The sequence below is a fragment of the Streptomyces javensis genome (assembly GCF_039525925.1).
Taxonomy (GTDB): domain Bacteria; phylum Actinomycetota; class Actinomycetes; order Streptomycetales; family Streptomycetaceae; genus Streptomyces; species Streptomyces asiaticus.
Genome location: NZ_BAAAIF010000025.1, coordinates 40,484 through 66,631 on the forward strand (window position 1 = coordinate 40,484; position 26,148 = coordinate 66,631).

General features: G+C 72.2%; 23 protein-coding genes. 10 read left to right on the plus strand and 13 right to left on the minus strand.

What is annotated here, in order from left to right; genetic code table 11:
- Positions 1-37 precede the first annotated feature (37 nt).
- Positions 38-463 carry an ATP-binding protein gene (locus ABD329_RS22675; protein ID WP_198279982.1) on the minus strand — a complete coding sequence of 142 codons (426 nt, stop codon included), beginning with the start codon at positions 461-463 and terminating at the stop codon, positions 38-40.
- A 260-nt stretch (positions 464-723) separates the two neighbouring features.
- Here ABD329_RS22675 and ABD329_RS22680 point away from each other — a divergent pair, with 260 nt between their 5' ends.
- Both ABD329_RS22680 and ABD329_RS22685 read left to right on the plus strand, forming a co-directional pair.
- Positions 724-1,173: a Crp/Fnr family transcriptional regulator gene (locus tag ABD329_RS22680; RefSeq protein ID WP_020873493.1), complete on the plus strand. Its 450-nt coding sequence runs from the start codon at positions 724-726 to the stop codon at positions 1,171-1,173.
- 123 nt (positions 1,174-1,296) lie between these two features.
- A complete protein-coding gene (locus tag ABD329_RS22685; protein ID WP_309142862.1) occupies positions 1,297-1,989 on the plus strand; it encodes a response regulator transcription factor in 693 nt (230 codons plus the stop codon).
- A gap of 407 nt (positions 1,990-2,396) precedes the next feature.
- On the opposite strand, the gene ABD329_RS22690 is transcribed toward ABD329_RS22685, so the two are convergent.
- The gene (locus ABD329_RS22690) at positions 2,397-2,894 is read right to left on the minus strand and encodes a DUF6643 family protein (RefSeq protein ID WP_086886285.1); all 498 of its coding nucleotides are present in this window, start codon (positions 2,892-2,894) and stop codon (positions 2,397-2,399) included.
- Between the two features lie 237 nt (positions 2,895-3,131).
- On the opposite strand from ABD329_RS22690, the gene ABD329_RS22695 reads away from it, so the two are divergent.
- Positions 3,132-4,538 (plus strand): TerD family protein, encoded by a 1,407-nt coding sequence (locus ABD329_RS22695; RefSeq protein ID WP_344316836.1) that lies wholly within the window; start codon positions 3,132-3,134, stop codon positions 4,536-4,538.
- A gap of 25 nt (positions 4,539-4,563) precedes the next feature.
- Here ABD329_RS22695 and ABD329_RS22700 read toward each other — a convergent pair whose 3' ends face one another.
- The gene (locus ABD329_RS22700; RefSeq protein WP_198277263.1) at positions 4,564-5,844 is read right to left on the minus strand and encodes a glycosyltransferase; all 1,281 of its coding nucleotides are present in this window, start codon (positions 5,842-5,844) and stop codon (positions 4,564-4,566) included.
- 80 nt (positions 5,845-5,924) lie between these two features.
- On the opposite strand from ABD329_RS22700, the gene ABD329_RS22705 reads away from it, so the two are divergent.
- Together ABD329_RS22705 and ABD329_RS22710 are read left to right on the plus strand one after the other, a co-directional pair.
- Complete coding sequence (locus tag ABD329_RS22705; RefSeq protein WP_198277259.1) at positions 5,925-6,719, plus strand: glutamate racemase; 795 nt, start codon at positions 5,925-5,927, stop codon at positions 6,717-6,719.
- A gap of 98 nt (positions 6,720-6,817) precedes the next feature.
- Positions 6,818-7,375, plus strand: a complete 558-nt coding sequence (locus tag ABD329_RS22710; RefSeq protein ID WP_198277258.1) for a hypothetical protein — start codon at positions 6,818-6,820, stop codon at positions 7,373-7,375.
- 101 nt (positions 7,376-7,476) lie between these two features.
- Here the strand turns inward: ABD329_RS22710 and ABD329_RS22715 are convergent, their stop codons facing one another.
- Positions 7,477-8,490, minus strand: a complete 1,014-nt coding sequence (locus tag ABD329_RS22715) for an O-antigen ligase family protein (RefSeq protein ID WP_344316822.1) — start codon at positions 8,488-8,490, stop codon at positions 7,477-7,479.
- Between the two features lie 215 nt (positions 8,491-8,705).
- Between ABD329_RS22715 and ABD329_RS22720 the strand changes: the two genes are divergently transcribed.
- The 3 genes from ABD329_RS22720 to ABD329_RS22730 all read left to right on the plus strand — a co-directional run bounded on the left by ABD329_RS22720 (position 8,706) and on the right by ABD329_RS22730 (position 12,329).
- On the plus strand, positions 8,706-9,185 hold the full coding sequence (locus ABD329_RS22720; protein ID WP_198277257.1) for an NUDIX hydrolase: 480 nt from the start codon (positions 8,706-8,708) through the stop codon (positions 9,183-9,185).
- 55 nt (positions 9,186-9,240) lie between these two features.
- Positions 9,241-10,047, plus strand: coding sequence for a 3-hydroxybutyrate dehydrogenase (locus tag ABD329_RS22725; protein WP_198277256.1), 807 nt, complete (start codon positions 9,241-9,243; stop codon positions 10,045-10,047).
- Between the two features lie 251 nt (positions 10,048-10,298).
- On the plus strand, positions 10,299-12,329 hold the full coding sequence (locus tag ABD329_RS22730; protein ID WP_344316823.1) for a helix-turn-helix domain-containing protein: 2,031 nt from the start codon (positions 10,299-10,301) through the stop codon (positions 12,327-12,329).
- Between the two features lie 58 nt (positions 12,330-12,387).
- Here the strand turns inward: ABD329_RS22730 and ABD329_RS22735 are convergent, their stop codons facing one another.
- Positions 12,388-13,815 carry an MFS transporter gene (locus ABD329_RS22735; RefSeq protein ID WP_198277255.1) on the minus strand — a complete coding sequence of 476 codons (1,428 nt, stop codon included), beginning with the start codon at positions 13,813-13,815 and terminating at the stop codon, positions 12,388-12,390.
- 170 nt (positions 13,816-13,985) lie between these two features.
- Complete coding sequence (locus ABD329_RS22740; protein WP_198277254.1) at positions 13,986-14,666, minus strand: TetR/AcrR family transcriptional regulator; 681 nt, start codon at positions 14,664-14,666, stop codon at positions 13,986-13,988.
- Between the two features lie 121 nt (positions 14,667-14,787).
- On the opposite strand from ABD329_RS22740, the gene ABD329_RS22745 reads away from it, so the two are divergent.
- On the plus strand, positions 14,788-15,981 hold the full coding sequence (locus tag ABD329_RS22745; protein ID WP_198277253.1) for a cytochrome P450 family protein: 1,194 nt from the start codon (positions 14,788-14,790) through the stop codon (positions 15,979-15,981).
- A gap of 227 nt (positions 15,982-16,208) precedes the next feature.
- Here ABD329_RS22745 and ABD329_RS22750 read toward each other — a convergent pair whose 3' ends face one another.
- The 7 genes from ABD329_RS22750 to dhaK form a co-directional block, all read right to left on the minus strand.
- Positions 16,209-17,570 carry a cytochrome P450 gene (locus tag ABD329_RS22750; protein WP_198277252.1) on the minus strand — a complete coding sequence of 454 codons (1,362 nt, stop codon included), beginning with the start codon at positions 17,568-17,570 and terminating at the stop codon, positions 16,209-16,211.
- Positions 17,571-17,652: 82 nt separating this feature from the next.
- Positions 17,653-19,014 (minus strand): cytochrome P450, encoded by a 1,362-nt coding sequence (locus ABD329_RS22755; protein WP_198277251.1) that lies wholly within the window; start codon positions 19,012-19,014, stop codon positions 17,653-17,655.
- Positions 19,015-19,028: 14 nt separating this feature from the next.
- On the minus strand, positions 19,029-19,952 hold the full coding sequence (locus ABD329_RS22760) for a terpene synthase family protein (RefSeq protein ID WP_198277250.1): 924 nt from the start codon (positions 19,950-19,952) through the stop codon (positions 19,029-19,031).
- The gene (locus ABD329_RS22765) at positions 19,949-21,028 is read right to left on the minus strand and encodes a polyprenyl synthetase family protein (protein WP_198277249.1); all 1,080 of its coding nucleotides are present in this window, start codon (positions 21,026-21,028) and stop codon (positions 19,949-19,951) included. Before ABD329_RS22765 ends, ABD329_RS22760 begins: the two co-directional genes overlap by 4 nt.
- Positions 21,029-21,698: 670 nt before the next feature.
- The gene (gene dhaM / locus ABD329_RS22770; protein ID WP_020873511.1) at positions 21,699-22,109 is read right to left on the minus strand and encodes a dihydroxyacetone kinase phosphoryl donor subunit DhaM; all 411 of its coding nucleotides are present in this window, start codon (positions 22,107-22,109) and stop codon (positions 21,699-21,701) included.
- Entirely contained in the window at positions 22,106-22,741 is a 636-nt protein-coding gene (gene dhaL, locus ABD329_RS22775) for a dihydroxyacetone kinase subunit DhaL (protein WP_309142723.1), read from the minus strand. The genes dhaM and dhaL overlap by 4 nt, the downstream gene beginning before the upstream one ends.
- A gap of 59 nt (positions 22,742-22,800) precedes the next feature.
- On the minus strand, positions 22,801-23,793 hold the full coding sequence (dhaK, locus tag ABD329_RS22780) for a dihydroxyacetone kinase subunit DhaK (RefSeq protein WP_198277248.1): 993 nt from the start codon (positions 23,791-23,793) through the stop codon (positions 22,801-22,803).
- Positions 23,794-23,934: 141 nt separating this feature from the next.
- Here dhaK and ABD329_RS22785 point away from each other — a divergent pair, with 141 nt between their 5' ends.
- Positions 23,935-26,043 (plus strand): pyridoxamine 5'-phosphate oxidase family protein, encoded by a 2,109-nt coding sequence (locus ABD329_RS22785; RefSeq protein WP_344316825.1) that lies wholly within the window; start codon positions 23,935-23,937, stop codon positions 26,041-26,043.
- Positions 26,044-26,148 lie beyond the last annotated feature (105 nt).

A 26,148-nucleotide genomic window follows, 5' to 3' on the forward strand; every position in this document is an offset into this window, starting at 1 on the left:
CCGCCGAAGCGGTCGCCGAGGGAGCCCGGCGGCTCACTCAGCGCAGCCGCATGGCCAGCGTCACCACGGCGCCCACCGCCCCCGCGCTGATCACCAGCCGGTCGGTGACCAGCTGGGTCAGCCACAGCCCGCGGCCGCTGGTCGCGCCGTCCAGCCCCGGCAGGATCCGCGGGATGACGTCCTCGGAGAAGCCGGGGCCGGAGTCGCTGATCCGGCACTCCAGCTCGTCGCCGATCCGCCGCAGCAGCAGGGATCCGGTGCCGCCCGCGTGCTCGATGGCGTTGTTGGCGATCTCGTCCACGGCCAGCACGAAGTCCCCGCGGCGGGTCTCGCTGAGCCCGGCCCAGGCCGCGCACCTCTCGACCTGCACCCGCAGCCGGGGCAGCTCATCGGCGGTGAAATGACGGTGGAGCAGGTGTTCTCCGGCTCGATCGGCGGACCGACGACGAGGGTCGGCTAGCACCAGTGCCTCCCGTTTGGTGACGAGTACGAGCGACAACACAGGGTCGGTGAAGCAGCCGAGGGTACGGGGAGCGACCTCTCACCGGTCGGGACGACCACGAATGACGTGTCATATCGGAAACGTGACCGAAAATGGGTAAGAGTGAAGCGATACCCGATCGTCGGTGTATCGCTTCGGATCGGCTGCCTCTCGTATCCACAGCTCGTCCGCTCAGAGACCGCCGAGGGGCGAGGGGGGAGAGGAGACGGCAGAGTGAGGTCATGATGGGACTGCTGAGCGCGCTGAAGACCGAACACCGTGAGCGGCTGATGGCGCTCGCCCACGATGTGTCCTTCCCCTCGGGCGGCCGCATCTTCGAGGAAGGCCGTAAGGCCGACCGCTTCTGGATCATCCGCACCGGTGCGGTCACCCTCGATCTGCATGTCCCGGGGCGGCGGGCCGCGGTGATCGAGACCCTCGGCCCCGGAGAGCTCATCGGCTGGTCCTGGCTCTTCCCGCCGGACACCTGGCACCTGGGCGCGGAGGCACTCAGCCCGGTGCGCGCACACGAGTTCAACGCCGAGGCGGTCCGCCGGCTGTGCGACGAGGATCCGGAGCTCGGCTACGCCCTCGCGCTGGCCTGCGCCCAGGTGATCGGGCGCCGGCTCCAGAGCGCCCGCACCCGGCTGCTGGATCTGTACGGGCCCTACGCGGGCGGAATCTCGCCATGACCGGGCCGGAGGGTGCGGCGGGCGGCCCGGGGGCCGAATGGCCCCTTACGCTTCCCCGCGCGAGAACGTGAAGCTGGGCAGCCGGATCGCGACCGGCGACCCGCGCGCCATGGAGGAGAGGCCGTGCCCCAGACAGCCGACCCGGACGGCCCCATCGGGGTCTTTCTGCTCGACGACCACGAGGTGGTGCGGCGCGGACTGCGAGATCTGCTCGACGCCGAATCCGATCTGAAGGTGGTCGGCGAGGCGGCCAACGCCCGCGAGGCCATCGCCCGCGCCCCCGCCGTACGGCCGCATGTCGCGGTGCTCGACGTACGGCTCGGCTCCTCGGGCGAGGGCGGGGACCACGAAGGGATCGAGGTCTGCCGGGAGTTGCGGGCCCGGCTCCCCGACCTCGCCTGTCTGATGCTGACGTCCTTCGACGACGACGAGGCGCTGTTCGACGCCATCATGGCCGGGGCCGCGGGCTATGTGCTCAAGCAGATCAACGGGTCCGACCTGGTGTCGGCGGTGCGCACCGTGGCCGAAGGCCGCTCCATGCTCGACCCCGGCGCCACCTCCCGGGTGATGGCCCGGCTGCGCGGCCCCGCGCCCAGCGGGCCCGTGGAGCTGGAGAAGCTCTCCCCGCGGGAGCGGGAGATCCTCGAGCTCATCGGCGACGGGCTGACCAACCGGCAGATCGCCGAGCGGCTGTTCCTGGCCGAGAAGACCGTCAAGAACCGCATCTCCTCGATCCTGTCCAAGCTGGGCGTGGGGCGGCGCATCCAGGCCGCGGTGATCGCCGAGCGGATCAAGGAGCGCGAAGCGGGTCAGTGAGCCCGTGGGCGATGCCTGGCAGCGGTGCGGCCGGGAGCGGACGACACCCTTACGGTGGCTACCGCGATGGCGGTGACCGCCATGGTGGCCGCGTGTGTTTCGCGTGGAGCGCGAGACCGGTCCCCTACCGGCCCCGCGCCCCACGCCGAGTGGGGCGGGACCGGTCGACATGCTCATCACCGCAGTGGAGTGAGAGCCCGGCCCACCCCCGGTGGTGGAGATGGCTCGTGGAACTGTTCGGCCCAGCATCGCGGTGCGCCCCGCCCGTCGGGGAGGGGCCGAACGGCCCTCATAAATCGGGCGCGGACGGCCCTCACAACAAATCAGGGGCCGGACGGGGATACCCCATCCGGCCCGGACCTTCCCGCGACCGGGCGCGGCCCGGTCGCATCACCTCCCGACGTGTGTCAGTAGCCGCCTCCCGGCTGCGGCGCCCGGCCGCCCGGGTACTGCTGACGGCCGTAAGGGTCGTCGTACGGAGATGGGGCGGGTGCCGCCGGGCGAGGCGCGACCGGGCGCGTCATCGCCGGGCGCATCGCCTCGTACCCCATCGGCGAGGCCGGCGCGGGGCGCTGCATCTGCGGCTGCTGCGCGCCCGGGTAGCCACGCGGTCCCGTCGGCTGCGGCGGGATGTAGGGCGAGTGCGCCTGCTGGAGGCCGGTGGGCTGCGGCGCCTGCTGCTGGTACCCCTGGTGCATGGGCTGCGGGGAGGGAGCGGCCGGCAGCGCGGGGAGCGCCGAGGGCAGCGCCGGAAGATGACTTCCGGTGTCATAGGCCGACGGCACCCTGATGGGCGCGATCTGCGGTGTCCCCCGCTCGGCGACAAGACTGTCGTAGATGGGGGTGTCCGGGAAGGACGGCGAGGAGTAGTAGCCGCCACCGTAAGTGCTGCGGGGGGAGGTCATAGACCATAAGTTAAGCCCACCATGTGCTGATTGGGGAGTCCGGTAGGAGGGTTGTTTTCAGTGTTCGGAGTGGCCGTGGATCCCCAATCCGAGCGAACCCGGGAAAATCGGTCGTCAGGGTACGTTGAGATCGTGTAAAGAGCGCGTTTTCAGCGGGTAGCCACCCGTCGACCGCGCTGTGCGACGGCCGAGCGGCCCGATCCGAGCGAACAGAAAGGCAGGGGGACGGAAATGGCGATGCGCAAGGGCGGTAACACGCCAGTACCGGCTGACGCGGTGCGGATCGAGCTGGGCTGGCGCGCCGCACCGGGGGCGCCGGACGTGGATGCCTCGGCGCTGCTGCTGGTGTCCGGAAAAGTCAGGTCCGACGGGGACTTCGTGTTCTACAACCAGGCGGCGCACTCCTCCGGCGCGGTGCGTCACGAGGGGAAGCGGACCGCGGGTGACACGGTGACCGACACCCTTTCGGTGGACCTCGCCCGGGTCGAGCCCGCCGTCGACACCGTGGTCCTCGCGGCCTCGGCCGATGGCGGAACGTTCGGCCAGGTCCCCGGTCTGCACATCCGGGTGCTGAACGCGGCGGGCGGCGCGGAGATCGCCCGCTTCGACAGCGAGGACGCCACCGTCGAGACCGCCTTCGTCCTCGGCGAGCTGTACCGCAGGCAGGGTGGCTGGAAGTTCCGCGCGGTGGGTCAGGGCTACCAGAGCGGTCTCGCGGGGCTCGCCACGGACTTCGGCATCTCGGTCGACGAGCCGCAACAGACGCCGGCTCAGCCCGCCGCCCCGGCTCCGGCCCCCGTCGCCCCGCCGAACGCCGGGCAGAACCCGTACGCGGCGCAGACCCCGTACCCGGCCGCGCAGAACCCGTACGCCGCCCCCGCGCCGCCGTCCGGCCCGCCCGCCGGGGCGTACCCGCCTCCGACGCCCACCGCCGTCTCCACGCCCCTGCCGCCGCCCCCGCCCACCGCACCTGCCGCCCCGGCTCCCGCGCCCGGCTCGGCACCGGTGAGCCTCAGCAAGGTCACCCTGACGAAGGAGGCGCCCTCGGTCTCGCTGACCAAGCAGGGCGGCACCTCCGGCACCATGCGGATCAACCTCAACTGGCAGGTGCACAAGCAGTTCTCGGGATGGGCCTCCAAGCTGGGCCGGGCCATGGCCATGCACAGCGATCTCGATCTCGACCTGGGGGCGCTGTTCGAACTCGCCGACGGCAGCAAGGGCGTGGTCCAGGCGCTCGGCAACTCCTTCGGCTCGCTGCACCAGCCGCCCTTCATCCACCTGGACGCCGACGACAGGACCGGTGCCCGGGCGGCCGGTGAGAACCTCACCGTCAACCTCGACCAGCAGAAGCTGTTCCGCCGGATCCTGGTCTTCGTGACCATCTACGAGGGCGCCCGCAGCTTCGCCAACCTCCACGCCACGGTCACCCTGCAACCGCAGTTCGGCGCCCCGATCGACTTCTCGCTCGACGAGTGCACCGTCCCCTCCCCGGTCTGCGCGCTCGCGCTCATCACCAACACCGGCGGCGAACTCGTCGTGCAGCGCGAGGCCCGCTATCTGGTGCCGCAGCGCGGCACCAGCCCGCAGCGCACCCTCGACCACGCCTACGGCTGGGGCATGAACTGGACCCCCGGCCGCAAGTGAAACCCCGGTGCACGGGGCGCGGCCGTCAGGGCGCGGCGCTGGGGCGGGCGTATGTGCGCCCCTTCCAGGCCGCGCCCTGCCCGAGGTGGTGCCGCACCGCCGAGTCCACGGTCATCAGCAGATAGAGAAGGGCCGTCAGGGGCAGCAGCGGCGCCAGCCACAGCGTCTGCCGGTAGTAGCGCAGCATCGGGATGTAGCTGCCCGCCATCAGCGCCCAGGCGGCGGCGCCCAGCGCCGGCGGCGCGGGACGCCCCGTCAGCACCCCGGCGGCCACCGCCGCGGGCGGCACGAGATACACCACCGCCAGCCCCGCGACCGTCACCAGCAACAGCAGCGGATTGTGGCGCAGCTGGGTGTACGCGCTGCGCGAGACCATCCGCCACAGCTCGCCCAGCCGCGGATACGGCCGCACGCTGTCGACCCGGTCGGCCAGCCCCAGCCAGATCCGTCCGCCGGACCGTTTCACCGTGCGGGCCAGCGCCACGTCGTCGATGACCGCCTGCCGGATCGCCTCCGGGACCCCGGCCCGCTCGGCCGCCTCCCGGCGCAGCAGCACACAGCCGCCCGCGGCCGCCGCGGTGCGCCCCCGGGGCCGGTTGACCCACCGGAAGGGGTACAGCTGCGCGAAGAAGTAGACAAAGGCGGGCACGATCAGCCGCTCCCAGTAGGTCACCACCCGCAGCCGCGCCATCTGGGAGACCAGATCCAGCCCGTGCGCCTCGGCCGCGCGCACCAACTCCCGCAGGGAGTCCGGCTCATGGGCGATGTCCGCGTCCGTCAGCAGCAGGTAGTCCACGCCGCCGTCGTCCTTACGGTCCGCGTCCCGGCCGTCCGCGTCCTTACGGCCCGCACCGTCCGCGTCCCCACGGTCCACGGCGAGGCGGGTCGTGGCGAGCGCCATGCCGTGCCGCACCGCCCACAGCTTGCCGGTCCAGCCGGGGCCCGGCTCGCCGGGGGAGCCGACGGTCAGCGGCAGCCCCCCGTGCTCGTCGGCCAGTTCACGTGCCAGCTTCCCGGTGCCGTCCGAGCTGCCGTCGTCGATCAGGAAGATCTCCGCCGGCCCCGGATAGTCCTGGGCGAGCAGCGAGGGCAGGCTGGCCGGAAGCACCGCGGACTCGTCCCGGGCGGGCACCACGACGGCCACCGAGGGCCACACCGCGGGCTCCGGCGGCCCCGAGCCGTCCAGCTCCGGCGGCCCCGAGCCGTCCGGGCCCGTCCGGGGCAGCCGTACGTCCGTACGCCAGAAGAAGCCCTGGCCCAGCAGCAGCCACAGCCATGCGGCCAACGATCCGGCGGCGATCCACATCAGCGCGCTCACCCGCCGAAGTCTGCCCGAAGGTGTGCCCGGCCGACGGGCGCACGGGACCGATCCATTAAAGTGACCGCGTGAAGATCGCGCTTATGGACTCCGGAATCGGGCTGTTGCCCGCCGCCGCCGCGATGCGCCGACTGCGCCCGGACGCCGATCTCGTTCTCTCCTCCGACCCCGCCACCATGCCGTGGGGCCCGCGTACCCCCGAGGACGTCACCGGGCTGGCCCTGGGGTGCGCACGGGCCGCCGCCGCGCACCGCCCCGACGCGCTGATCGTCGCCTGCAACACCGCGTCCGTACGCGCCCTGCCCGCGCTGCGCGCCGAGCTGGAACCCGGGCTGCCGGTCATCGGCACCGTGCCCGCCATCAAGCCCGCGGCCGCCGGGGGAGGGCCGATCGCGATCTGGGCCACCCCGGCCACCACCGGAAGCCCGTACCAGCGCGGACTGATCCGTGACTTCGCGGGCGGCGTCGAGGTGACCGAGGTGCCGTGCCCGGGGCTCGCCGACGCGGTGCAGCACGCCGACAACGAGGGGATCGACGCCGCGGTGGCCGCCGCGGCGGCCCGCACCCCGCGCGATGTCACGACCGTCGTCCTGGGCTGCACCCATTACGAACTCGTCGCCGACCGGATCCGGACCGCCGTACAGCAGCCGGACGCGCCGCCGATCGTGCTCCACGGCTCGGCCGGGGCCGTGGCCGCCCAGGCCCTGCGCCGGATCGGCGCCGACCCGTTCCCGCCGGACGGCCCGGTCACCCCGGGCGGTCTGACCGTCATCCTCGGCGGACGCGAGGCCACCCTGCCGGAGGTCGCCCTGACCTACGCCGAAGGCGTGCAGCTGGCACCTGTCGCCCCGACGCGCGCTTGACAGCGGTGCCTCGTGCGATGAGCTGACCGAAACGCCCCTCACCAGCGGATTCCTCCGCCCCGCTGCCGTGGTGCCGGAAGGTGAGTACGCTGCCAACCATGAGGCACCATGACCACGGAGAGCCGACCGCCCACGGGCAGCCACCCGAGGTCTGGATCGGACGCGCCCACAATCGTGCGCAGTGGCTGCTGGCCGTGGCTGGCGCCGCGTGCCTGGCGCTCGGTGTCGACCTCGCCGTCGACTCGCCCTGGGGCTCGGGCATCGCCCCGCTCCTGATGGCCGTCATCGGCTGTGTCGCCGCCGGGCTGCTGATGCTCTTCGGCACCCTCGCCTTCGTCCATGTGGCGGTACGGGTCGACGACGAGGTGCTGGAGATCCGCTGCGGCCATATGGGACTCCCACGCCGCCGCATCCCGCTCAGCGACGTGGTCCACGCCGATGTGGCCCGTAAGGTCACTCCCTGCCAGTGGGGCGGCTGGGGCTACCGCTGGCGCCCCGAGAAGGGCACCGCCGTGGTGGTGCGCCGGGGCGAGGGCGTGGTGGTCCGCCTCGGGGACGGCCGCGTCTTCACGGTCACGGTGGACGACGCCGAGGCGGCGGTCCGGGTCATCCGCGACCGGCTGCGGCTGATCGCGGCCCGCACCTCCCAGGTTTAGCCGATCCCCCTTCCCCTCTTCCGGGGGATGCGCCGCCCTTCGGGGCCTCCGGGGCTCGCACCCCCTTTTCGGTGGCGCGTACGCATGGGCCGTGCCGGATCTCATGGCACCGCTCCCGGGTCGTCGTCCAGGCGACGGGCGGTCGCCAGCCCGGCGAGGAGGCCCGCTCCGGCAGTGATCTGGGAGAAGCTGAGGGCGTTGCCCAGACAGGACTCGACGGCCAGGACCGTGAGGGTCGCGGCCGCCGTAAGGACCACGGGAGTGGGGCGCGGGGAGCGCCACAGGGCGTGGAGCATCCAGCCGAAGGCCGCGCCCAGCAGGGCCACCCCCGGCAGCCCCTGACCGGCCGCCTGCTGGAGCGGCGCCGAATGCGGCTTGGCCTCCGGGCCCAGTGGCTGAGCCACCGAGGGACTCAGCTCGCCGAAGCGGTCCGGGCCCGCACCGCGCAGCTGATCCGTCTCCTCGATGCGGGCCGCGTCCTGCCACAGCCGGATCCGGTGCTCGGTGAGATGGGCGCGCAGGGCGGGCGGCAGTCCGCCCGGGACCGAGCCCTTGGCCACCGCCCAGGTGCCGCCGACCGCGACCGCCGCGATCAGCGCACACGCGGCGAGTGCCGGCAGCCGCCGCCGTGGCCGGGCGGCGATGAGCGAGCACACCAGGACGGCACCGCAGGCCGCCGAACCGACCGTCGAGCCGCCCACCACGGCCGTCAGCGTGATGGCCGCTGCCGACAGCCACAGCGCCGGGCGGAGGACCCGCGGGGCGGCCCAGGCCGCGCAGCAGAGCGCGCCTGTGGCCAGGGTGAGCTGGGCCGCGCCCGGCCCCTCGTGGCCGCTGAGCCCGTACGGTGAGGCGCAGGCCAGGCCGAACCCCGCGAACCCGGCGGCCGCCGCCCCGGCGACCGGCAGCAGCGATCCGGCGATCCGGCCGCATGCGTACCCGGCGGCCACCGCTAACACCGCCAGCAGGACTCCCTCGGGGCGGGCCGGCCGCCCCATGGCCGCGATCAGCGCCCAGACGGCGCAACCGGCGAGGATCAGAACCCCCGCGACATCGGACGCGCCGGCGCGGCCCGCGGCCGGTCTGCCGTGGTCCTGCACGACAGGCTCCACCACTGATGACGTCATCCCGCCGACCCCCCGTCGTGACGGGCACCGCGCCGACGCCCTTACGGCCATCGCGCGAGCCATGACACCCGAAACCGTAGCGCTTGTCGTAAGGAATGTGTATATGGTGCGCAGAAACGATGAGTCGGTCGTGAAACGCCCGCCGTGGAGGGCGCCGTGCGGCCGCCGCGCGCGCCCCCATTTCCGCCCGATACCCTCGGCCCATGCCGACCCCCGACTTCATCCGTGGCCTCAGGGCCTCCATCGGTCATGAACTGCTCTATCTGCCGGGCGTGAGCGCCGTCGTCTTCGACGACCAGGACCGGGTGCTGCTGGGCCGCCGGGCCGACAACGGCCGCTGGACCATCATCTGCGGCATCCCCGAACCCGGTGAGCAGCCGGCCGCGGCGGTGGTACGCGAGGTCGAGGAGGAGACCGCGGTGCGCTGCGTCCCCGAACGCATCGTGCTCGTACGGACCCTGGCACCGGTGACCTACCCCAACGACGACAAGTGCCAGTTCGTGGACGTCTGCTTCCGCTGCCGCGCGGTCGGCGGCGAGGCGCGGGTGAACGACGACGAGTCGCTGGACGTCGGCTGGTACCCGCTCGACGCGCTGCCCGAGATGGAGGACTTCTCCCTGTCCCGGATCAAGCAGGCGCTCGAAGACGGCCCGACATGGTTCGAGCCCATAGTCGAGGAGTGAAGTATGTGCCGCCCCCACATCGGTCCGGGCCCGACGGCTGCCTAATGTGCCCCTCATGAGCGCGTCCACCACACCAGGCCCGGACCCACGGCCGTCCGGCGGCCTCGATCTCTCCGGCCGTACCGCACTCGTCACGGGCGCCGCCGGGGGCATCGGCCGGGCCTGCACGCTGCGGCTGGCCGCCGCCGGGGCGCGGGTGCGGGCCGTCGACCTGGACACCGGGGGCCTCACCGACCTCGTCGCCGCGGCCTCCGGACTGCCCGGTCCGGTCGAGGCCCGTCCCCTGGACCTCACCGACCTCGACGCCGCCGAGCGGGCCGCCGCGGGCACCGACATCCTGGTGAACAACGCCGGGCTCCAACTCGTCCGGCCCATCGAGGACTTTCCGCCCGAGGTCTTCTCCCGGGTGCTCACCGTGATGCTCGAGGCCCCCTTCCGGCTGGTGCGCGGCGCGCTGCCGCACATGTACGCCCAGGGCTGGGGCCGGATCGTGAACATCTCCTCGGTGCACGGGCTGCGCGCCTCCCCGTACAAGTCGGCCTATGTAGCCGCCAAACACGGTCTGGAGGGGCTCTCCAAGGTCGCCGCCCTGGAGGGCGCGGAGCACGGGGTGACCTCCAACTGCGTCAACCCCGGCTATGTGCGCACCCCGCTCGTCGAGCGGCAGATCGCCGACCAGGCCGAGGCCCACGGGATCTCCCCGGAGCGGGTGGTCTCCGAGGTGATGCTGGCCGAGGCGGCGGTCAAGCGGCTGGTCGAGCCCGAGGAGGTCGCCGAGGCCGTCGCGTACCTCTGCGGCCCGCACACGTCCTTCATCACCGGTGCCTCGCTCAGCATGGACGGCGGATGGACCGCCCACTGAGCGGCCCATCGGATCGGGCATCGGCCCTTGATGGCCGATTGGCTCAGCCACTGGACCACGAAGGCCGATTGGCCGAGCCACCGGCGGACGGTGGCCGATTGGCTGAGCCATCTCCGGACGGTGGCCCACTGGCTCAGCCATCTCCGGACAGTGGCCCATTGGCTCAGCCACCGGACCGCCTGCTGCCCGGCCGCCCCGTCGACAAGGCACCGGGCCGCCTTACGGCTGGCGCCGCCGCGCCCGGCGGGAGTATGCCTGTGACCATGCCCGACGACCGGCCGGAGAACCCGTACCTGGAACTGCTCGCACGCGGCGCGTCCGCCGAAGCGTACGAGCGCCCGGTGCTGCGCGCCCGCGCCGACAAGGCCCCGGCCGACCGGCTTGCCGCCCTGGAGGCCGCCAAACTGCTCGCCCTGCGGGTGCGCGGTGAGCTGGAGGGGCGACGGCGCCGCGAGGCCGAGCTGTCCGCGCTCTTCGAGACCGCCCACGACCTGGCGGGGCTGCGCGACCTGGACGCGGTGCTCCAGGCCATCGTGCAGCGCGCCCGCTCCCTGCTGGGCACCGAGGTGGCCTATCTGACGCTCAACGACCCGACCGCCGGTGACACCTATATGAGGGTCACCGACGGTTCGGTGTCGGCCCGCTTCCAGCAGCTGCGGCTCGGCATGGGGGAGGGGCTGGGCGGTCTGGTGGCCCAGACCGCCCGCCCTTACGTCACCGAGAGCTACTTCCACGATCCTCGGTTCCAGCACACCCACGCCATCGACGCGGGCGTCAGGGACGAGGGACTCGTGGCCATCCTCGGGGTGCCACTGCTGCTCGGCAGCGGTGTCATCGGCGTGCTGTTCGCGGCCGACCGCCGGGCCCGGGTGTTCGAACGCGAGCAGATCGCGCTGGTCGGCTCGTTCGCCGCGCACGCGGCCGTGGCCATCGACACCGCCCATCTGCTCGCCGAGACCCGTACGGCGCTCGCCGAGCTGGAGGCCGCCAACGAGATCATCCGGGACCGCAGCCAGGTCATCGAGCGCGCCTCCGACGTCCACGACCGGCTCACCGAGCTGGTGCTGCGCGGTGGCGGGGTGCACGACGTGGCCGACGCCGTGGCCGAGGTGCTCAGCGGCTCCGTGGAGTTCCTCGAGGCCGACGAGGCGCCCGCGGCGGCCGTCGACCGGTCCCGGGCCGACGGCCACGCGGTGCGCGACGGCGAGGAGGACTGGGTCGCCGCGGTCTCGGCGGGCGGCGAACTGCTCGGCGCGCTCGTGCTGCGCGGCCACCCCCGGCTCGACCCCGTGGACCAGCGCACCCTGGAGCGGGCCGCGATGGTCACCTCACTGCTTCAGCTCGCCCGCCGCTCCGCGGGCGAGGCGGAACAGCGGGTGCGCGGTGAGCTCCTGGACGACCTCCTCGACACTCCCGACCGTGAGCCCCGGCTGCTGCGGGAGCGCGCCGCGCGGCTCCAGGCGGACCTGGACACGCCCCATGTGGTGCTCGCGGCGGGCATCGAGGCCCCGGGCACGGGCGGCACACCCACCACCGGGTCCGGCAGCGCACACGGCGCCATGCACGGCTCCACGCACGGAAGCGGGCCCGGATCCACGTCCAGCACGTCAGGGGGCGCGCCCGCCGAGGACGCCGCGGGCCGTCGGCGGCTGTGGTCCGCCGCGTCCCACCTGGCGGCCACCCGGCACGGTCTGGACGCCGCCCGCGACGGCGGCACCGTCCTGCTGCTGCCGCTCGCCGCCGCCGTCGCCGGCGCCGCCCTCGCCCGCCGCACCGCCCGGCAGCTGGGCACCGCCGCGCACGCCGCGGTCACCGTGGGCGCCTCCGCGCCCGTTCCCGCGCCCGCGGCACGGCCTGAAGAGGTCGCCGCGGGCTACGCCGAGGCCCGGCGCTGTCTGGCTGCCCTGCGAGTGCTGGGCCGGGCCGGACAGGGCGCCGCCGCCGAGGACTTCGGCTTCCTCGGTCTGCTGCTGGCCGGGACCCGCGAGGGCGCCCCGGACGGCACCGGCGTCAAGGACTTCGTGAAACGCACCGTGGGCGCCGTCATCGACTACGACGAGCGGCGCGGCACCGAACTGGTCCGCACCCTCGACGCGTACTTCGCCGGCGGGATGAGCCCGGCCCGTACCAAGGACGCCCTCCACGTGCACGTCAACACGGTGGCGCAGCGGCTGGAGCGGGTCGGGCGGCTGCTCGGCCCCGACTGGCAGTCGCCCGCCCGCTCCCTGGAGATCCAGCTCGCCCTGCGGCTGCACCGTCTGACCTCGGCCGTGGGCGACTGAACCTCGGCCGAGGGCTGCTGAACCTCGGCCGAGGGGCTACCCGAACCCCGGCCGTGGGCTACCGGGGCGAGGCCGAACGGGCCGTGCGCTTCGCCGCCTCCGCCGTCGGCCCGGGAGAGGGGGCGGAGGTCGGTTCGACGGCGGCCAGATCGCGGTCCCGGGTTTCCTTGGCGACGCCCACGGCCACCAGGGTGAGCAGGGCAGCCGCGATCACATAGAGGGCGATCGGCGTGGCGCTGTCGTAGTCGGCCAGCAGCGCGGTGGCGATGAGCGGTGCGGGCGCACCGGCCGCGACGGACGAGAACTGCGCGCCGATCGACGCCCCCGAGTACCGCATCCGGGTCGCGAACATCTCGGAGAAGAAGGCCGCCTGGGGCGCGTACATCGCCCCGTGGAAGACCAGTCCGACCGTCACGGCGAGCACCAGGGCCGGGAAGTCCTTGGTGTCGATGAGGAGGAAGAACGGGAAGGCCCACGCGCCCACGCCCACCGCGCCCAGGAGATACACCGGGCGGCGCCCGATCCGGTCCGACAGCGCGCCCCACGCCGGGATGACCGCGAAGTGCACGGCCGAGGCGATCAGTACGGCGTTGAGCGCGGTCTGCTTGCCGAGGTCCACATGGTCGGAGGTCGCGTAGACGAGGACGAAGGCGGTGATGACGTAGTAGCTGATGTTCTCGGCCATCCGCGCGCCCATGGCGATCAGCACATCCCGCCAGTGGTCGCGCAGGACGGCCACCAGCGGCATCTTCTCGGCGGCGCCCTCGTCCCCGCCCGTGGCCGCCTTACGGGCCTCGGCCCGGGCCAGCGCGGCCTTGAAGACCGGCGATTCATCGACAGAGAGACGAATCCACAAGCCGACCAGCACCAGCACCCCCGAGAGCAGGAACGGCACCCGCCAGCCCCATGACTCGAAGGCGTCGTCGGAGAGCGTGGCCGTCAGCGCGGAGAGCACTCCGGTGGCCAGCAGCTGCCCCGCTGGGGCGCCGGTCTGCGGCCAGGACGCCCAGAACCCGCGCCGCCGCGCGTCCCCGTGCTCCGACACCAGCAGCACCGCCCCGCCCCATTCGCCGCCCAGCGCGAACCCCTGGAGCAGACGCAGCGCGGTGAGCAGTACGGGCGCCGCCGAGCCGACCGTGGCGTGGGTGGGCAGCAGCCCGATGGCGCAGGTCGCGCCGCCCATCATCAGCAGACTCAGGATCAGCAGCTTCTTGCGGCCGAGCCGGTCGCCGTAGTGGCCGAAGACCAGGGCGCCGACCGGCCGGGCGGCGAAGCCGACCGCGTAGGTCAGGAACGACAACAGCGTGCCGACGAGCGGATCGGAGTCCGGGAAGAAGAGCTTGTTGAAGACGAGCGCGGCGGCCGAGCCGTAGAGGAAGAAGTCGTACCACTCGATGGTGGTGCCGATCAGACTCGCGGCGACGATACGGCGCAGTGAGCCGGGTGGGGTCGGGGGAGCGGAGGCCGGAGAGTCCGGGGTAGGCATGGGTCACCACTTCCGAGCGAGGTGCGGGGACGTTTTTGTGTTGCCACACCGTAGAAATGCGCAGTTCGGCTCGGATATGTAGGCGGGCGACACACTTCACCCGGCCACTGTGGTGACACGCCCTGCCCCGACGCCCCCGCGTCGGCGCGCCCCGCTCCGGAGGTGACCCCCTAGTCGGCGCGTCCCGTGCGCGGCCGCCGTACCTTGCCGAGCTGGAGCATGGCGGCGTTGAGCTGGTCCGGGGTGAGCGAGGGGGCCGGGAGCGGATGGGACCCCTCGGGGCGCAGCCCGTCGAGCAGCAGGGCCAGATAGCGGCGCCAGGCCAGTGGCGCGGCCACGGTCGAGCCGGGGACCGCGCGGCCGAGCGCGGCCAGCATGAACTGGAGGTCCTCCGCGGTGGCGTCCGCCCGGACCATGCCCTGCTCCTGGGCGCGGCCCAGAAGGTTGTCGAGCGTCTTGTGGTTCTCCTTACGGAGCGCGTCGAGCGAGGGGACGCCCTGGATGCCGGTGGTCATCAGGTCGTTGGTGCCCCGGTCGGCGGCGAGCAGACCGAAGATGCGCTCCAGGTAGGCTGTGAGCCCGGCCCAGGCGTCGGTCGCGGAGCGCGCCTCCTCGGCGGCCCGCAGAATGTCCCGGAGGGAATCGCCGAATACCGCCTCGATGAGTTCCGCCCGGCCGGCGAAGCGCCGGTAGAGGGTGGCGCTGCCGACTCCGGCCCGACGGGCGATGTCGTCGAGCGGGGCGTCCACACCCTGATCCGTGTAGATCTCCCGGGCGGCAGCTATCAGCATCTCGCGGTTGCGCCGTGCGTCTCGGCGCAACGGTGTCTCTTTCTCCACACGGCTGCCCATGGCCCGCACCCTAACACTAACCGGGGGAATCTCTCCGGTTAGTGCTAAGATCATCGCCAGAGCGGGGAACGATCCCCGGTTCTGGCTTCGGGGGAAGCCGCCAACCGACTGAGGGGATCGCATGCCCCACGATCTGTCCGCGCTCGGCGCGGATTTCGTCGTCGACCCGTATCCGGTCTACGCACGTCTGCGGGAGCGGGGCCCGGTCCACCGGGTGCGCACCGACGCCTCCGGTGAGTTCTGGCTCGTCGTCGGCCACGAGGAGGCCCGCGCCGCGCTGACCGACCCCCGGCTGAGCAATGACGTCCGTCACTCGGCCGCGTGGCAGGACGACGGCGGCAACGCCATCGGACGGAACATGGTGCAGACCGACCCGCCGCACCACACCCGGCTGCGGGGGCTGGCGGCCCGCGCCTTCACCCCGGCCCGGATAGCGGCCCTGCGTCCCCGCGTCCAGCAGATCGCGGACGAACTGCTGGACGCGATGGCCCCGCTGGGCCGGGCCGATCTCGTCGAGGACTACGCGCTGCCGCTGCCCCTGGCCGTCATCTGCGAGCTGCTGGGCGTGCCGGAGACGGACCGCAAGGCGTTCCACGACTGGTACCTCGAGAGCACCGACCTGACCCGCCCGGAGGCCGCCGGTGCCGCCGCCCAGGCCCTGACGGGCTACTTCGCGGAGCTCATCGAGGCCAAGCGCCGCGGCCCCGGCGGTGACCTGCTCAGCGCCCTGGTCCGCACCATGGACGGGGACGGCGACGCGCTCTCCGACGAGGAGATGCTCGGCATGACGTTCGTGCTGCTGGTCGCGGGCTACGAGACCTCCGCCAACCTGATCTCCAGTGGCACCCTCGCCCTGCTCCGCCACCCCGAGCAGCTGGCCGCGCTGCGCGCCGACTGGTCGCTGCTGGACGGCGCGATCGAGGAGATGCTGCGCTACGACGGCCCGGTGGAGAGCGCCGCGTTCCGTTTCACCAGGGAGCCGGTGGAGATCGCGGGCACGACCATTCCGGCCGGGGAGCCGGTGGGTGTCGCCCTGGCCGCGGGGTCGCGCGACCCCCGGCGCTTCGCCGAGCCGGACCGCTTCGACATCCGGCGCGCACCGCGCGGCCATCTCGCCTTCGGGCACGGCGTCCACCACTGTCTGGGCGCCCCACTGGCCCGGCTCGAAGGGGCCATCGCCTTCCGGGCCCTGCTGGAGCGCTGCCCCGATCTCGCCCTGGACGCCGATCCGGCCGAGCTCGCCTGGCGGCCCAGCCTGATGCTGCGCGGGGTGCGACGGCTGCCGATACGTTTCACCCCGGCTCCGGACGCCTGAACTTCCGGCCAGAAACGCTCGCCGAACGGCCTCGGCCAGAAACGCTCGACGAACCGTCCCAGCCAGGAACGCTCGACGAACCGTCCCAGCCAGGAACGCTCGACGGACCGTCCCGGCCAGGAACCCTCGCCGAACCGTCCCGGCCAGGAACACTCGACGAACCACCCCGGCTCGGCGGACCGCGGTGGCCACCCACCGCGGTCCGCGGCGCCTGTGGGGCCCGGCGTTCAGCGTGGTTCCGGAATCATCCGCAGCGGACCGGCCGTGAGGCTCATCTGCGGCCTGGGCCGGATCTTCGTCCCCGGAATCGGGCGCATCCGCCAGCGGCCCGCGATCGCGGCCAGGGCGAGCGTCGCCTCCGTCATGCCGAAGACATCGCCGATGCACTTCCGGCTGCCGCCGCCGAACGGCAGATACGAGCCGCGCGTCACCTCCTTGGCCCGCTCGGGGAGCCACCGGTCCGGGTCGAAGGACTCCGGGCGGGGGAAGAGGGCCGGATCGCGGTGCAGCACATACGGGCTGATCAGCACGTCCGACGCCGGGGGCAGCCGCCGCCCGCCGAGCTCGGTGGTCTCGGTGGTGGTCCGGGTGAACAGCCACGCGGGCGGGAAGAGCCGCAGCGCCTCGCTGAACACCCGTTGGGTGTACGCGAGCCGGGGGACGTCGGCGTAAGCCGGGGCGCGCCCGCCCAGCACCTCGTCGACCTCGGCGTGCAGCGCGGCCTCGGCCCGGGGATTGCGGCCGAGCAGGAACCAGGCCCAGGTCAGCGCGGAGGCGGTGGTCTCGATCCCGGCCAGCAGCAGGGTCATGACCTGGTCGTGGATCTCCTGGTCCGACATCGTGCCGCCGGTCTCGTCGTCCTGCGCCGCGAAGAGCGCGGACAGCACATCGCCGCGGTCGCCGTCGTCCGACGCCCGGTAGTCGTCGATCATGCGGTCGATGAGCTGGTTGAGCCGGGCGAGCGCGTCGTCGAAGCGCCGGTTCGCCGCGAGCGGGAGCTTGGCCAGCAGCCCGGTGGGGTCGATCGCCTGCCGGTAGGCGCCCTCCACGACGATGGGCAGACAGTGCTGGATCTCGGCCACGGCATGCGGCGCCATATTGGTCGAGAAGAGCGCACGGGCGGTCACCCGCGCGGTGAGCGCGAGCATCTCGTGGCTGACGTCGATGGGCCGGCGCGCCGTCCACGCCGTCGACTCGGCCTCGCACTCCCGCTCCATCACCTCGGCGTACTTGGCGATGCGGGCGGTGTGGAAGGCGGGCTGCACCAGCCGGCGCTGCCGCCGGTGGTCCGCCCAGTCGGAGGTGATCAGGCCGTTGCCCAGGATGGGCTTGGCCTTCTCCTTGACCGGCCCGCCGGTGTCGTAGACCCGCGCGTTCACCAGCACCTGCTGGATCAGTTCGGGATGACAGGGCAGATAGACCGGCCGGGGTCCCAGCCGGAGCTCGACCAGATCGCCGTGGGCGGGCAGTGAGGCCAGGAACTGAAGCGGTTTGCGGGCCATGAGCAGGGCATGGCCGGCCAGCGGAAGCCCGCCGGGGGCGACGGCGTGCCGCCAGTGGCGCGTCGCCGGTTGCTGCGCGGTCCTCATGCGGAAGACGTCCTTCACTCGCGAGGTGGGGTACGGAAGGTGCGGGGCGTCCGGTCCGGGGCGGACCCCGGACCGGACGTCATCAGCGCGGCTCGCACACCATGGGCAGCGGGCCGGGTTCGAGCGTCGCCTTCGGCTCGGGGCGCAACGTCGTCCCGGGCACCGGACGGAGACGCCACCGGCTCGCGATCGTCGCCACGATCAGCGCGGTCTCGGTCAGCGCCAGGACGTCCCCGATGCACTTGTGGCTGCCCGCGCCGAACGGGAGCAGCGCCCCGCGCTCCACCTCCTTGGCGCGATCGCCGAGCCAGCGCTCGGGGTCGAACCGCTCGGGGTCGGGGAACAGTTCGGGGTTGTGGTGCAGTGCCTGGGCGCTGTAGAGGATCATCGTGCCCGCCGGTACGGTCCGGCCGCCGAGTTCGGTCTCGGCCGCCGTGACCCGCATCGCCATCCAGGACGGCGGATACAGCCGCAGTGACTCGGTGATGACCCCGCGGGTGTACTCCAGGGACGGCAGGTCCTCGAAGGTGGGCGAACGGCCCGCCAGGACCTCGTCGATCTCGGCGTGCACCCGCTTCTCCACCTCCGGGTGGGCGCCCAGGAGATGGAAGACGAAGGCCAGGGTCGAGGCGGTGGTCTCGCTCCCGGCCACCAGGAAGGTGACCACCTGGTCGAGGACCTCGCCGTCGTCGAGGCCCTTACCGGTCTCCGGGTGTTCGGCGCGCAGCAGCGTGGAGAGCAGATCGCCGTGGTCGGCGCCGGAGCGCCGGCGCTCGCGGATCATCTCGTCCACGATCTGCCGCAGCCGGGCATTGGCCCGGTCATAGCGCCGGTTGCCCGGGGTGGGGAGCTTCTCCATGATCCCCAAAGGCGCCATCGTGCGCTTGTAGATGCCGTCCGAGACGATGCGCAGACAGTGGCGCGCCTCGTCGATCGTCGCCTCGTCGATCCCGGTGGAGAACAGCGTCCGCGCGGCCACCCGCATCAGCAGGGCGTGCATGGTGTCGCTGATGTCCAGGGTGCGCCCCGGCTCCCAGGAGCCGATCGCGGCGCGGGTGTCATCGGCGACCGCGGCGGTGTAGGCGGCGATCTTCGGGGTGTGGAACGCGGGCTGGATCATCCGCCGCTGGTAGCGGTGGTCCTCGCCCCGGGAGACCGAGAGGCTGTTCCCGAGCAGCTGCCGCGCCTTGTCGAAGACCCCGCCCTTGTCGAACACCCGGGGATTGAGCAGCACCTGACGGACCAGCTCGGGATGGCAGGCCAGATAGGCGCGGCTGGGCCCCAGCCTGACCTCCACCAGATCGCCGTGGGCGGGCAGGGAGGCCAGGAACTGGAGCGGACGGCGCCAGAGCGCCAGGGTGTGCCCCAGCAGCGGCACCGAGCCGGGCGCCGTGCCGGTGGTCCAGGAGCGCTCCGGCTGTGCGGAGCTCTTCGCGGGAGTCACGGGTCCCCGTTCCGTCACTGGATGCGGGAGTTGACGTCGTTGACGGCCGTCTTGTAGCGCTTGTTGCTGGTGGTCCAGACGAAGTTGCCGTAGATCAGATCGAGGAAGACGTCCTGCGTCAGCTGGTCGAACGCCTTGATGCACTCGATGTCCTCGATCATGTCATCGAGCCGGGCCTGGAAGAACTCCTTGAACGCCGTCTCATCGCTCACATCGCAGAGCCGGAAACAGTTGGTGATCTGGCCCAGGGAGACCTCGCGGTCATAGGAGTAGAAGTCGTTGACGATGGTGAGTCCGCGGGTGGTCATGCGCGCGGCCAGGCTCGTCTTGGCGTGTTCGGTGAACTCCGGATGCCGGTAGATCGGATACGACATCTTCATCCAGAAGTCGACGCCGATGTCGGTGACCCGGAAACGGAAATACTGCTCCGGGGACGTGGTGCACAGCGCCGCCTTGATGGGCGAGTCGCGGAACATATGGTCACTGGTGACGAAGGCGCGTGCCGCCTCGTACGCGACCTCCGCGTCCTCGGGGCTGTAGTACTTCTCGCAGATCTTGCGCAGCTGGGGCAGGAAGAGGCCGAAGTCGTGGAGGGCGGGATCCATGTCGTCCCACACGAACGTCACGCAGTTCAGGACGCAGACGGCCTTGAACGCCTCCATGTCCTTGATATGACGGGGGCTCTGGGACCAGAGCACCACCCCCACATAGGAGATCCAGCGCTCATCGGATACCGATTTGCCGAGCGGGGCCACCGCGGCGTTGCAGTCGTCTATGACCTCGCGCAGTTCGGCGTCGGTCAATTCGACCTTGGTGGGCCGGGTGACGACATGGCGGTCGAACATCTCCTGGAAGCGGCGGGTGCACTCCTCCAGGTACGGGCGGACGCTGTTCCGGTTGATGTCCTGGGCCCCGGCCGTGGAAAGTCCTGTCGTCATGAGTTCCTCACAGTGGCCATGCGGGCGATCTGCTTCAGCGCGTTGACCGCGTCCGCGGTGAATGGGGCGTCGTCGAGGGCCCGCAGGGCCTGTGTCCGGCGGTCGTCGATCATCTGCTCGACGGCATCCCGGGCGGTGGTGGCGGCGAAGATCTCCTGAATGGTCGCGGCGTCCCGCTCGTCCAGCAGCGGATTGCCGATGAGGCTGCGCAGCCGCGCCGCCTGGACGCTGTCCGAGCCGCGCAGGGCGAGCGCGATCAGGGTGGTGTTCTTCCCGGCCCGCAGATCGTCCAGCTGGGACTTGCCGGTCGACTCCGGATCGCCGTACACGCCCAGCAGATCGTCGCGGAGCTGGAACGCCTCGCCGAGCGGCAGGGCGTAGGCGGTGAACGCCTCCATGGCCTCCGGGCCGGCGCCCGCGATGGCGGCTCCGACGTGCAGCGGACGCTCGATGGTGTACTTGGCGGTCTTGTACCGGTTGACCGTGAGGGTGGCCTCGACGTCGTCCGTCAGCTCCCCGGTGGCTTGCAGATCGAGGTACTGGCCCAGCATCACCTCGGTGCGCATCTCCGACAGCAGCGGCAGTACGGCGTCGAACTGGACGGGCGTCAGACCGGCGGAGTGCAGGAGCTCGTCGGACCAGGTGAGGGCGAGGTCGCCGAGCAGCACCGCCCCGCTGACCCCGAACCGCTCGATCTGCTCGGGCCTGCGGTCGGTGGCGCACAGCGCGGCCAGGGTGCGATGGATGGTCGGCCGGCCGCGGCGGGTGTCGCTGTCGTCCATGACGTCGTCGTGGATCAGCGCGAAGGCGTGGAACATCTCCAGGCAGGCGGCCACCCGGAACACCGTCTCGGTGTCCTCGCCGCCGCCGACGGCCTGCCAGCCGGTGACACACAACAGCGGCCGTATGCGTTTTCCACCGGACAGGAAATCCTTGAGCAGCCCGGAGAGATACGGCAGATGGTGTTGCGGGGTGGTGTGGGCCTTGGCCGTCAGGAAATCTTCGAGTACGACGTCCACCGACTCACGGACGGTATCCGCATCCAAGCGGCCGGGGCTGAGCGTGGGTGTGGTCATGCGACTGACTCCTCCACGTCGAAATGTCGAAATCCGTTGATTAAGGAGAAGAAAACAGGCACGCGGAAACCCTTGCTTTGTATGGAAAAAGATGGATTGCCGTCCGTGCTCTGTGCGGCACCATGAAGGCAGGCGTGAGACACGACCACCGCCCATGGTCGATATGTCGAACGCCCGTGGCGGGCGCGGAGATCAGACGCTCAGGGAATCGTGCGGTCGGCGCGGCGTGGTCATTTCCGCGCGTGGAATCCTGGCCGGGCCGCAAAGGGGCCACGGTCGGTGCGACACCCGCGTGGACATCATCGGTTCGATGGATGCCAGATGTGCGCGGGCACACTCAATTACGCCCATTTTATTCCCCCTGAGTGCCGCCGGTCCCCCCACTCGGACATGAGCAGTCTAGACGCAAGATCGACGGATTCGGAAGCCCGTTCTGGTATCGCGCCTATCACTTGACGGCCGAAGGGGGCGGGGTGCTGTCACCGTGCCCCGAGCGGTCCGAAACCGGGCAACTCGCCCCGTACGCGCGGAGTATCAGCGGAATAAGCGGCGGCGCAATATGGGCCCGGAGTGTTCGTTGAAGGCTGAACAGGAGTCAGTGGGAAGAGGACCCGGACGGAACGGGGCCCCGCCGTCACCGGCGGGGCCCGTTCCATGGCGTGCGGCGGTATCAGACCTTGCGGTAGTCGTACGCCTCCGAGGCCGCCTGGAGCACCGCCTCCACATCCGCCCCGGTGGAGGCCGTGACGAGCGCCGCGACCGCGCCCTCCACGAGCGGCGCGTCCACCAATCGGGTGCCGTCGGGCAGTTCGTCGCCCTCGGCCAGCAGCGCCTTGACGGACAGGACCGCGCTGCCCAGGTCCACCAGGACCGCCACTCCGGCGCCCCGGTCGACCGCCTGGGCCGCCTCCGCTATCAGCTCCGGGCTGGTGCCGAAGCCGCCGTCCGCGGTGCCGCCCGCGGCGCGGACCGGTGCCGTGCCGCCGCCGGACAGCGCCTTCGCCAGCTCGGCGACGGAGTCGGCCACCGCCGCGCTGTGCGACACCAGGACTATGCCGACCTTCCCGCTCTCGTCGGTCATCGGGCCGCCTCCGCCAGTGCGCCGATGATCAGTGCCGAGGAGGTGGCGCCCGGGTCCTGGTGGCCGACGCTGCGCTCACCCAGATAGCTGGCCCTGCCCTTGCGGGCCAGCATCGGCACGGTGGCCAGCGCCCCCTTCTCGGCGGCCTCGCCCGCGGCCGCGAACGACCCGGTGCCCCCGCCCAGCGCCTCGACGGCGGGGAGCAGCGCGTCCAGCATCGTCTTGTCGCCGGGTGCGGCGCCGCCGAGCTGCGCCACCGCGTCCACCCCGGCCCGCAGCGCGTCCGCCAGCTGCTGCGGGGTGATCTGCTCGGCGTCGCCGAGCGCCTTGCCGGCCCGCCGCAGCAGCGTCCCGTAGAGCGGTCCGGAGGCCCCACCCACCTTGGAGATCAGCTGGCGCCCGGCCAGGATGAGCGCGGCCCCGGGCGAGCCCGGGGGCTCCTTCTCCAGCGCCTCGGACACGGCGGCGAAGCCGCGCTGCATATTGGTGCCGTGGTCGGCGTCGCCGATCGCGGAGTCCAGGTCGGTGAGACGGGCCGCCTCACGGCTCACGGACGTGGCCGCGGCGGTGAGCCATCGGAGGAAGAAAGGGGTGTCGAGCACGTCGTCGACGGCGGGTTCACTGCTGGACACAGACGCCTCCTCGGGGTGTAGCCAACGGCGACAGCGTACGTATCGGGGGCCGGCCGGCCTCAGGCGCCCCAGCGCAGCCCGGCGGTCCGCACGGGCGCGTCCCACAGCCGCAGGAGGTCCTCGTCGACCTGGCACAGCGTGATCGAAGCGCCCGCCATGTCGAGTGATGTGACGTAGTTGCCGACGAGCGTACGCGCCACCGCCACCCGGCGCTCGCCGAGCGCCCGGTGCACCTCGGCGGCGAAGCCGTACAGCTCCAGCTGCGGGGTCGCCCCCATGCCGTTGACGAGCAGCAGCACCGGGCTGTCCGGGCGCAGGTCCTCGACCACCACCTCCACCGCGTAGTCGGCGATCTCGTGGGAGGTCATCATCGCCCGCCGCTCACGCCCCGGCTCGCCGTGGATGCCCACGCCCAGCTCCAGCTCGCCGGAGGGCAGATCGAAGGTGGGACCGCCCTTGGCCGGGGTGGAGCAGGCGCTGAGCGCCACACCGAAGCTCCGCGAGAGGTCGTTCACCCGCCGGGCGATCGACTCCACCCGCTCCAGCGGCGCGCCCTCGTCGGCCGCCGCGCCCGCGATCTTCTCCACGAACAGGGTGGCGCCGGTGCCGCGCCGGCCCGCCGTGTAGAGGCTGTCGGTGACCGCCGCGTCATCGTTGACCAGGACCTTGGCGACCTGGATGCCCTCGTCCTCGGCGAGCTCGGCGGCCATGTCGAAGTTGAGTACGTCGCCCGTGTAGTTCTTGACGATGAACAGCACGCCCTTGCCGCTGTCCACCGCGGCCGCCGCGCGCACCATCTGATCCGGTACGGGGGAGGTGAACACCTCGCCGGGGCAGGCGGCGTCGAGCATGCCGGGGCCCACGAAACCGCCGTGCAGCGGTTCATGCCCCGAGCCGCCGCCGGAGACCAGCCCCACCTTGTCCTCGACCGGCGCGTCCCGCCGGACGATCACCCGGTTGTCGACGTCGACGATCAGCTCGGGGTGGCAGGCGGCCAGTCCGCGCAGCGCGTCGGGGACCACGGTCTCGGGGACGTTGATGAGCATTTTCATAGGTGTGTCCGTCCTCCGCCGGATGGGGGTGTGCACCGCTGCAACAGCGTACGGATCCGCCGCGTCCCTGGCACCCCTTGGACACTGAGCCGAACGGCCTAATAGGACGAAAAAGGTACATAGTCATCATATGGTGCGCGCATGGAGAATACTGCCGCGCCGGCGGCCGCCGTTCTGCCCCCGCGCCCCCAGCCCCGCCCGCCGCGGCGGTACCGTCGTCCGGCCCCCTGGCTCGGCCTGGTCGCCATCGGATACGCCGTGGTCCAGCTCGCCATGGTGATCCCGCACACCGGCCACGCGCTGGGCTGGGACGAGTCCGTGTATGTCTCCCAGGTCGATCCGCGCACCCCGCCCGCGTACTTCAGCGCACCCCGCTCGCGCGGCGTCAGTCTCCTGGTCGCGCCGCTCGTCTCCGCCACCGACTCCATTCCGGCGCTGCGGATCCTGCTGATGCTGCTGTCCGCGGGAGCGCTCTACGCCGCCTTCCGGGTCTGGACCCGGCTGCTGCCCGCGCCCCAGGTGGCCCTGGCCGCGCTGCTGTTCTCCGGGCTGTGGATCACCCAGATCAGCGGGCCCGCGGTGATGCCCAACCTCTGGGTGGCGATCGGCGCCGTCGCCGCCGTCGGCTGGTTCCTCCGGGTGCCGGACGAACCGAACGCCCGCTGGTGGCTGGCCGCCGTCCTCGCGGGCGTCACCCTGGTGCGCACCCCCGACGGGGGATGGCTCACCCTGCCGCTGCTGATCGGCGCGATCGGGGTGCGCACCTGGCGGCCCGCCCTGCTTCCGCTGATCGGCGGACCGCTGCTCGGCGCCGCCCAGTGGATCGGCGAGGCGTACGACCGCTTCGGCGGCATCGGGGAACGGCTGAACGTCTCCAGCGACGTCGAGGGCGGTATGGGCCTCCACTTCAGCGTCGGCGCCGCACTGCGCAGCCTCAACGGACCCCAGCTGTGCCGCCCCTGCGAGGTGCCGCTGCGCCATCCGGAGCTGACGGTGTGGTGGCTGGCGCTGCCCGTGCTGACCCTCCTCGCCGTGCACACCGCCCTGCGCGACCGCCAGGAGCTGCGCCGGGTGCGGGTGGGGCTCGGCCGCCCGGCCGTCCGGCCCCCCGCCGTACCGCTCACCGTCCTGCCCATCGCCTGCGCGGCCACCCTCGCCCTGCCGTATCTGCTGCTCATCGGCTACTCCGCACCGCGCTTCCTGATGCCCTCGTACGCGCTGCTGGCGCTGCCGATCGCCGGGCTGGTGTTCCGCGCCGTACGGGCCGCGCGGTCACCGCAGCACCTGGCGGTCGCCCTCGGGGTGATCATCACGCTCCATCTGGCGAGCCAGTTCGTCATCCTCGACCACACCGCCAGGCAGTCCGACGCCACCACCGGCCGCTATCGCACCGCCGCCAAGGGGCTCCAGGGGCTCGGGCTGCGGCCGCCCTGCCTGGTGACCGGCGACCGCGCCCTGCCCGTCGCGTACCACGCGGGCTGCTCCTCCGCCCAGACCAGCGGGAACAACCGGTCCACCACCCTGCCCTCGCTGCTGCGCCGCGCCGCCCGGGAGCCGACCGCGCTGCTGCTGCGGCGCGGCCGGGCCCGGCCCCCGGCCTACGCCCGCACCTGGGTCGCCTATCCGCTGCCGGGCACCGAGTGGAACGCGTATCTGCCCCCGGACCAGGCGCGGGAGTGGGAAGCCCGGAAATCCCGACAGGAGACGTCCGGAAACGGTCCGAGCATGGGCGCCATGACGATGTCCTACCCGACCACCAGCTGGGCCGGATTCGCGGCGGCCGAGCCCGCCTTCGCCGACTACGCCCAGGACCGCTTCCGGCGCTACCGCCACCATGTGCTGGCCACCCTGCGCCAGGACGGCTCCCCGCGAGTGACCCCGCTCGAAGTGAACTTCCTCTCCGGCGAGTTGTGGCTGGGCATGATGCCGGAGTCGCGCAAGGCGCTGGACCTGCGCCGCGATCCCCGGTTCTCGGTACAGGCCAACCCCGGTCCCGGCGAGGACCTGACCGAGGGCGATGTCCGGGTGAGCGGCCGGGCGGTCGAGGTGACCGACCCCGGGACGCTCGCCCGCTTCGCCGAGGAGGTCCACCCGCCCGAGCCCTTCCACCTCTTCCGCGCCGAGGTGACCGAGGTGGTGCACACCGCCCTGGAGGACGGGCGGATGGTGCTGCGCACCTGGCGCCCTGGCCAGCCGGTACGGGTCCTACGGCCGGGCGGCGACGACACCCCGCCCGGGGCGGAGGGCTGAGACCTGAGGCCGTGGACCGGGCCGACCGGCCCGGTCCACGGCCCTTCCGTATTGTTGGAACACGTTCTACCGTGCCCCTCGATCCCAGGACGCTCCCAGCCCGCC

Excerpts from the sequence above, each read along its gene's own strand:
- ABD329_RS22680 (WP_020873493.1), top strand. The coding sequence starts at position 724 with ATGATGGGACTGCTGAGCGCGCTGAAGACCGAACACCGTGAGCGGCTG.
- ABD329_RS22690 (WP_086886285.1), bottom strand. The coding sequence starts at position 2,894 with ATGACCTCCCCCCGCAGCACTTACGGTGGCGGCTACTACTCCTCGCCG.
- ABD329_RS22695 (WP_344316836.1), top strand. The coding sequence starts at position 3,132 with ATGCGCAAGGGCGGTAACACGCCAGTACCGGCTGACGCGGTGCGGATC.
- ABD329_RS22700 (WP_198277263.1), bottom strand. The coding sequence starts at position 5,844 with ATGTGGATCGCCGCCGGATCGTTGGCCGCATGGCTGTGGCTGCTGCTG.
- ABD329_RS22710 (WP_198277258.1), top strand. The coding sequence starts at position 6,818 with ATGAGGCACCATGACCACGGAGAGCCGACCGCCCACGGGCAGCCACCC.
- ABD329_RS22720 (WP_198277257.1), top strand. The coding sequence starts at position 8,706 with ATGCCGACCCCCGACTTCATCCGTGGCCTCAGGGCCTCCATCGGTCAT.
- ABD329_RS22725 (WP_198277256.1), top strand. The coding sequence starts at position 9,241 with ATGAGCGCGTCCACCACACCAGGCCCGGACCCACGGCCGTCCGGCGGC.
- ABD329_RS22730 (WP_344316823.1), top strand. The coding sequence starts at position 10,299 with ATGCCTGTGACCATGCCCGACGACCGGCCGGAGAACCCGTACCTGGAA.
- ABD329_RS22735 (WP_198277255.1), bottom strand. The coding sequence starts at position 13,815 with ATGCCTACCCCGGACTCTCCGGCCTCCGCTCCCCCGACCCCACCCGGC.
- ABD329_RS22740 (WP_198277254.1), bottom strand. The coding sequence starts at position 14,666 with ATGGGCAGCCGTGTGGAGAAAGAGACACCGTTGCGCCGAGACGCACGG.
- ABD329_RS22745 (WP_198277253.1), top strand. The coding sequence starts at position 14,788 with ATGCCCCACGATCTGTCCGCGCTCGGCGCGGATTTCGTCGTCGACCCG.
- ABD329_RS22750 (WP_198277252.1), bottom strand. The coding sequence starts at position 17,570 with ATGAGGACCGCGCAGCAACCGGCGACGCGCCACTGGCGGCACGCCGTC.
- ABD329_RS22760 (WP_198277250.1), bottom strand. The coding sequence starts at position 19,952 with ATGACGACAGGACTTTCCACGGCCGGGGCCCAGGACATCAACCGGAAC.
- ABD329_RS22765 (WP_198277249.1), bottom strand. The coding sequence starts at position 21,028 with ATGACCACACCCACGCTCAGCCCCGGCCGCTTGGATGCGGATACCGTC.
- dhaM (WP_020873511.1), bottom strand. The coding sequence starts at position 22,109 with ATGACCGACGAGAGCGGGAAGGTCGGCATAGTCCTGGTGTCGCACAGC.
- dhaK (WP_198277248.1), bottom strand. The coding sequence starts at position 23,793 with ATGAAAATGCTCATCAACGTCCCCGAGACCGTGGTCCCCGACGCGCTG.
- ABD329_RS22785 (WP_344316825.1), top strand. The coding sequence starts at position 23,935 with ATGGAGAATACTGCCGCGCCGGCGGCCGCCGTTCTGCCCCCGCGCCCC.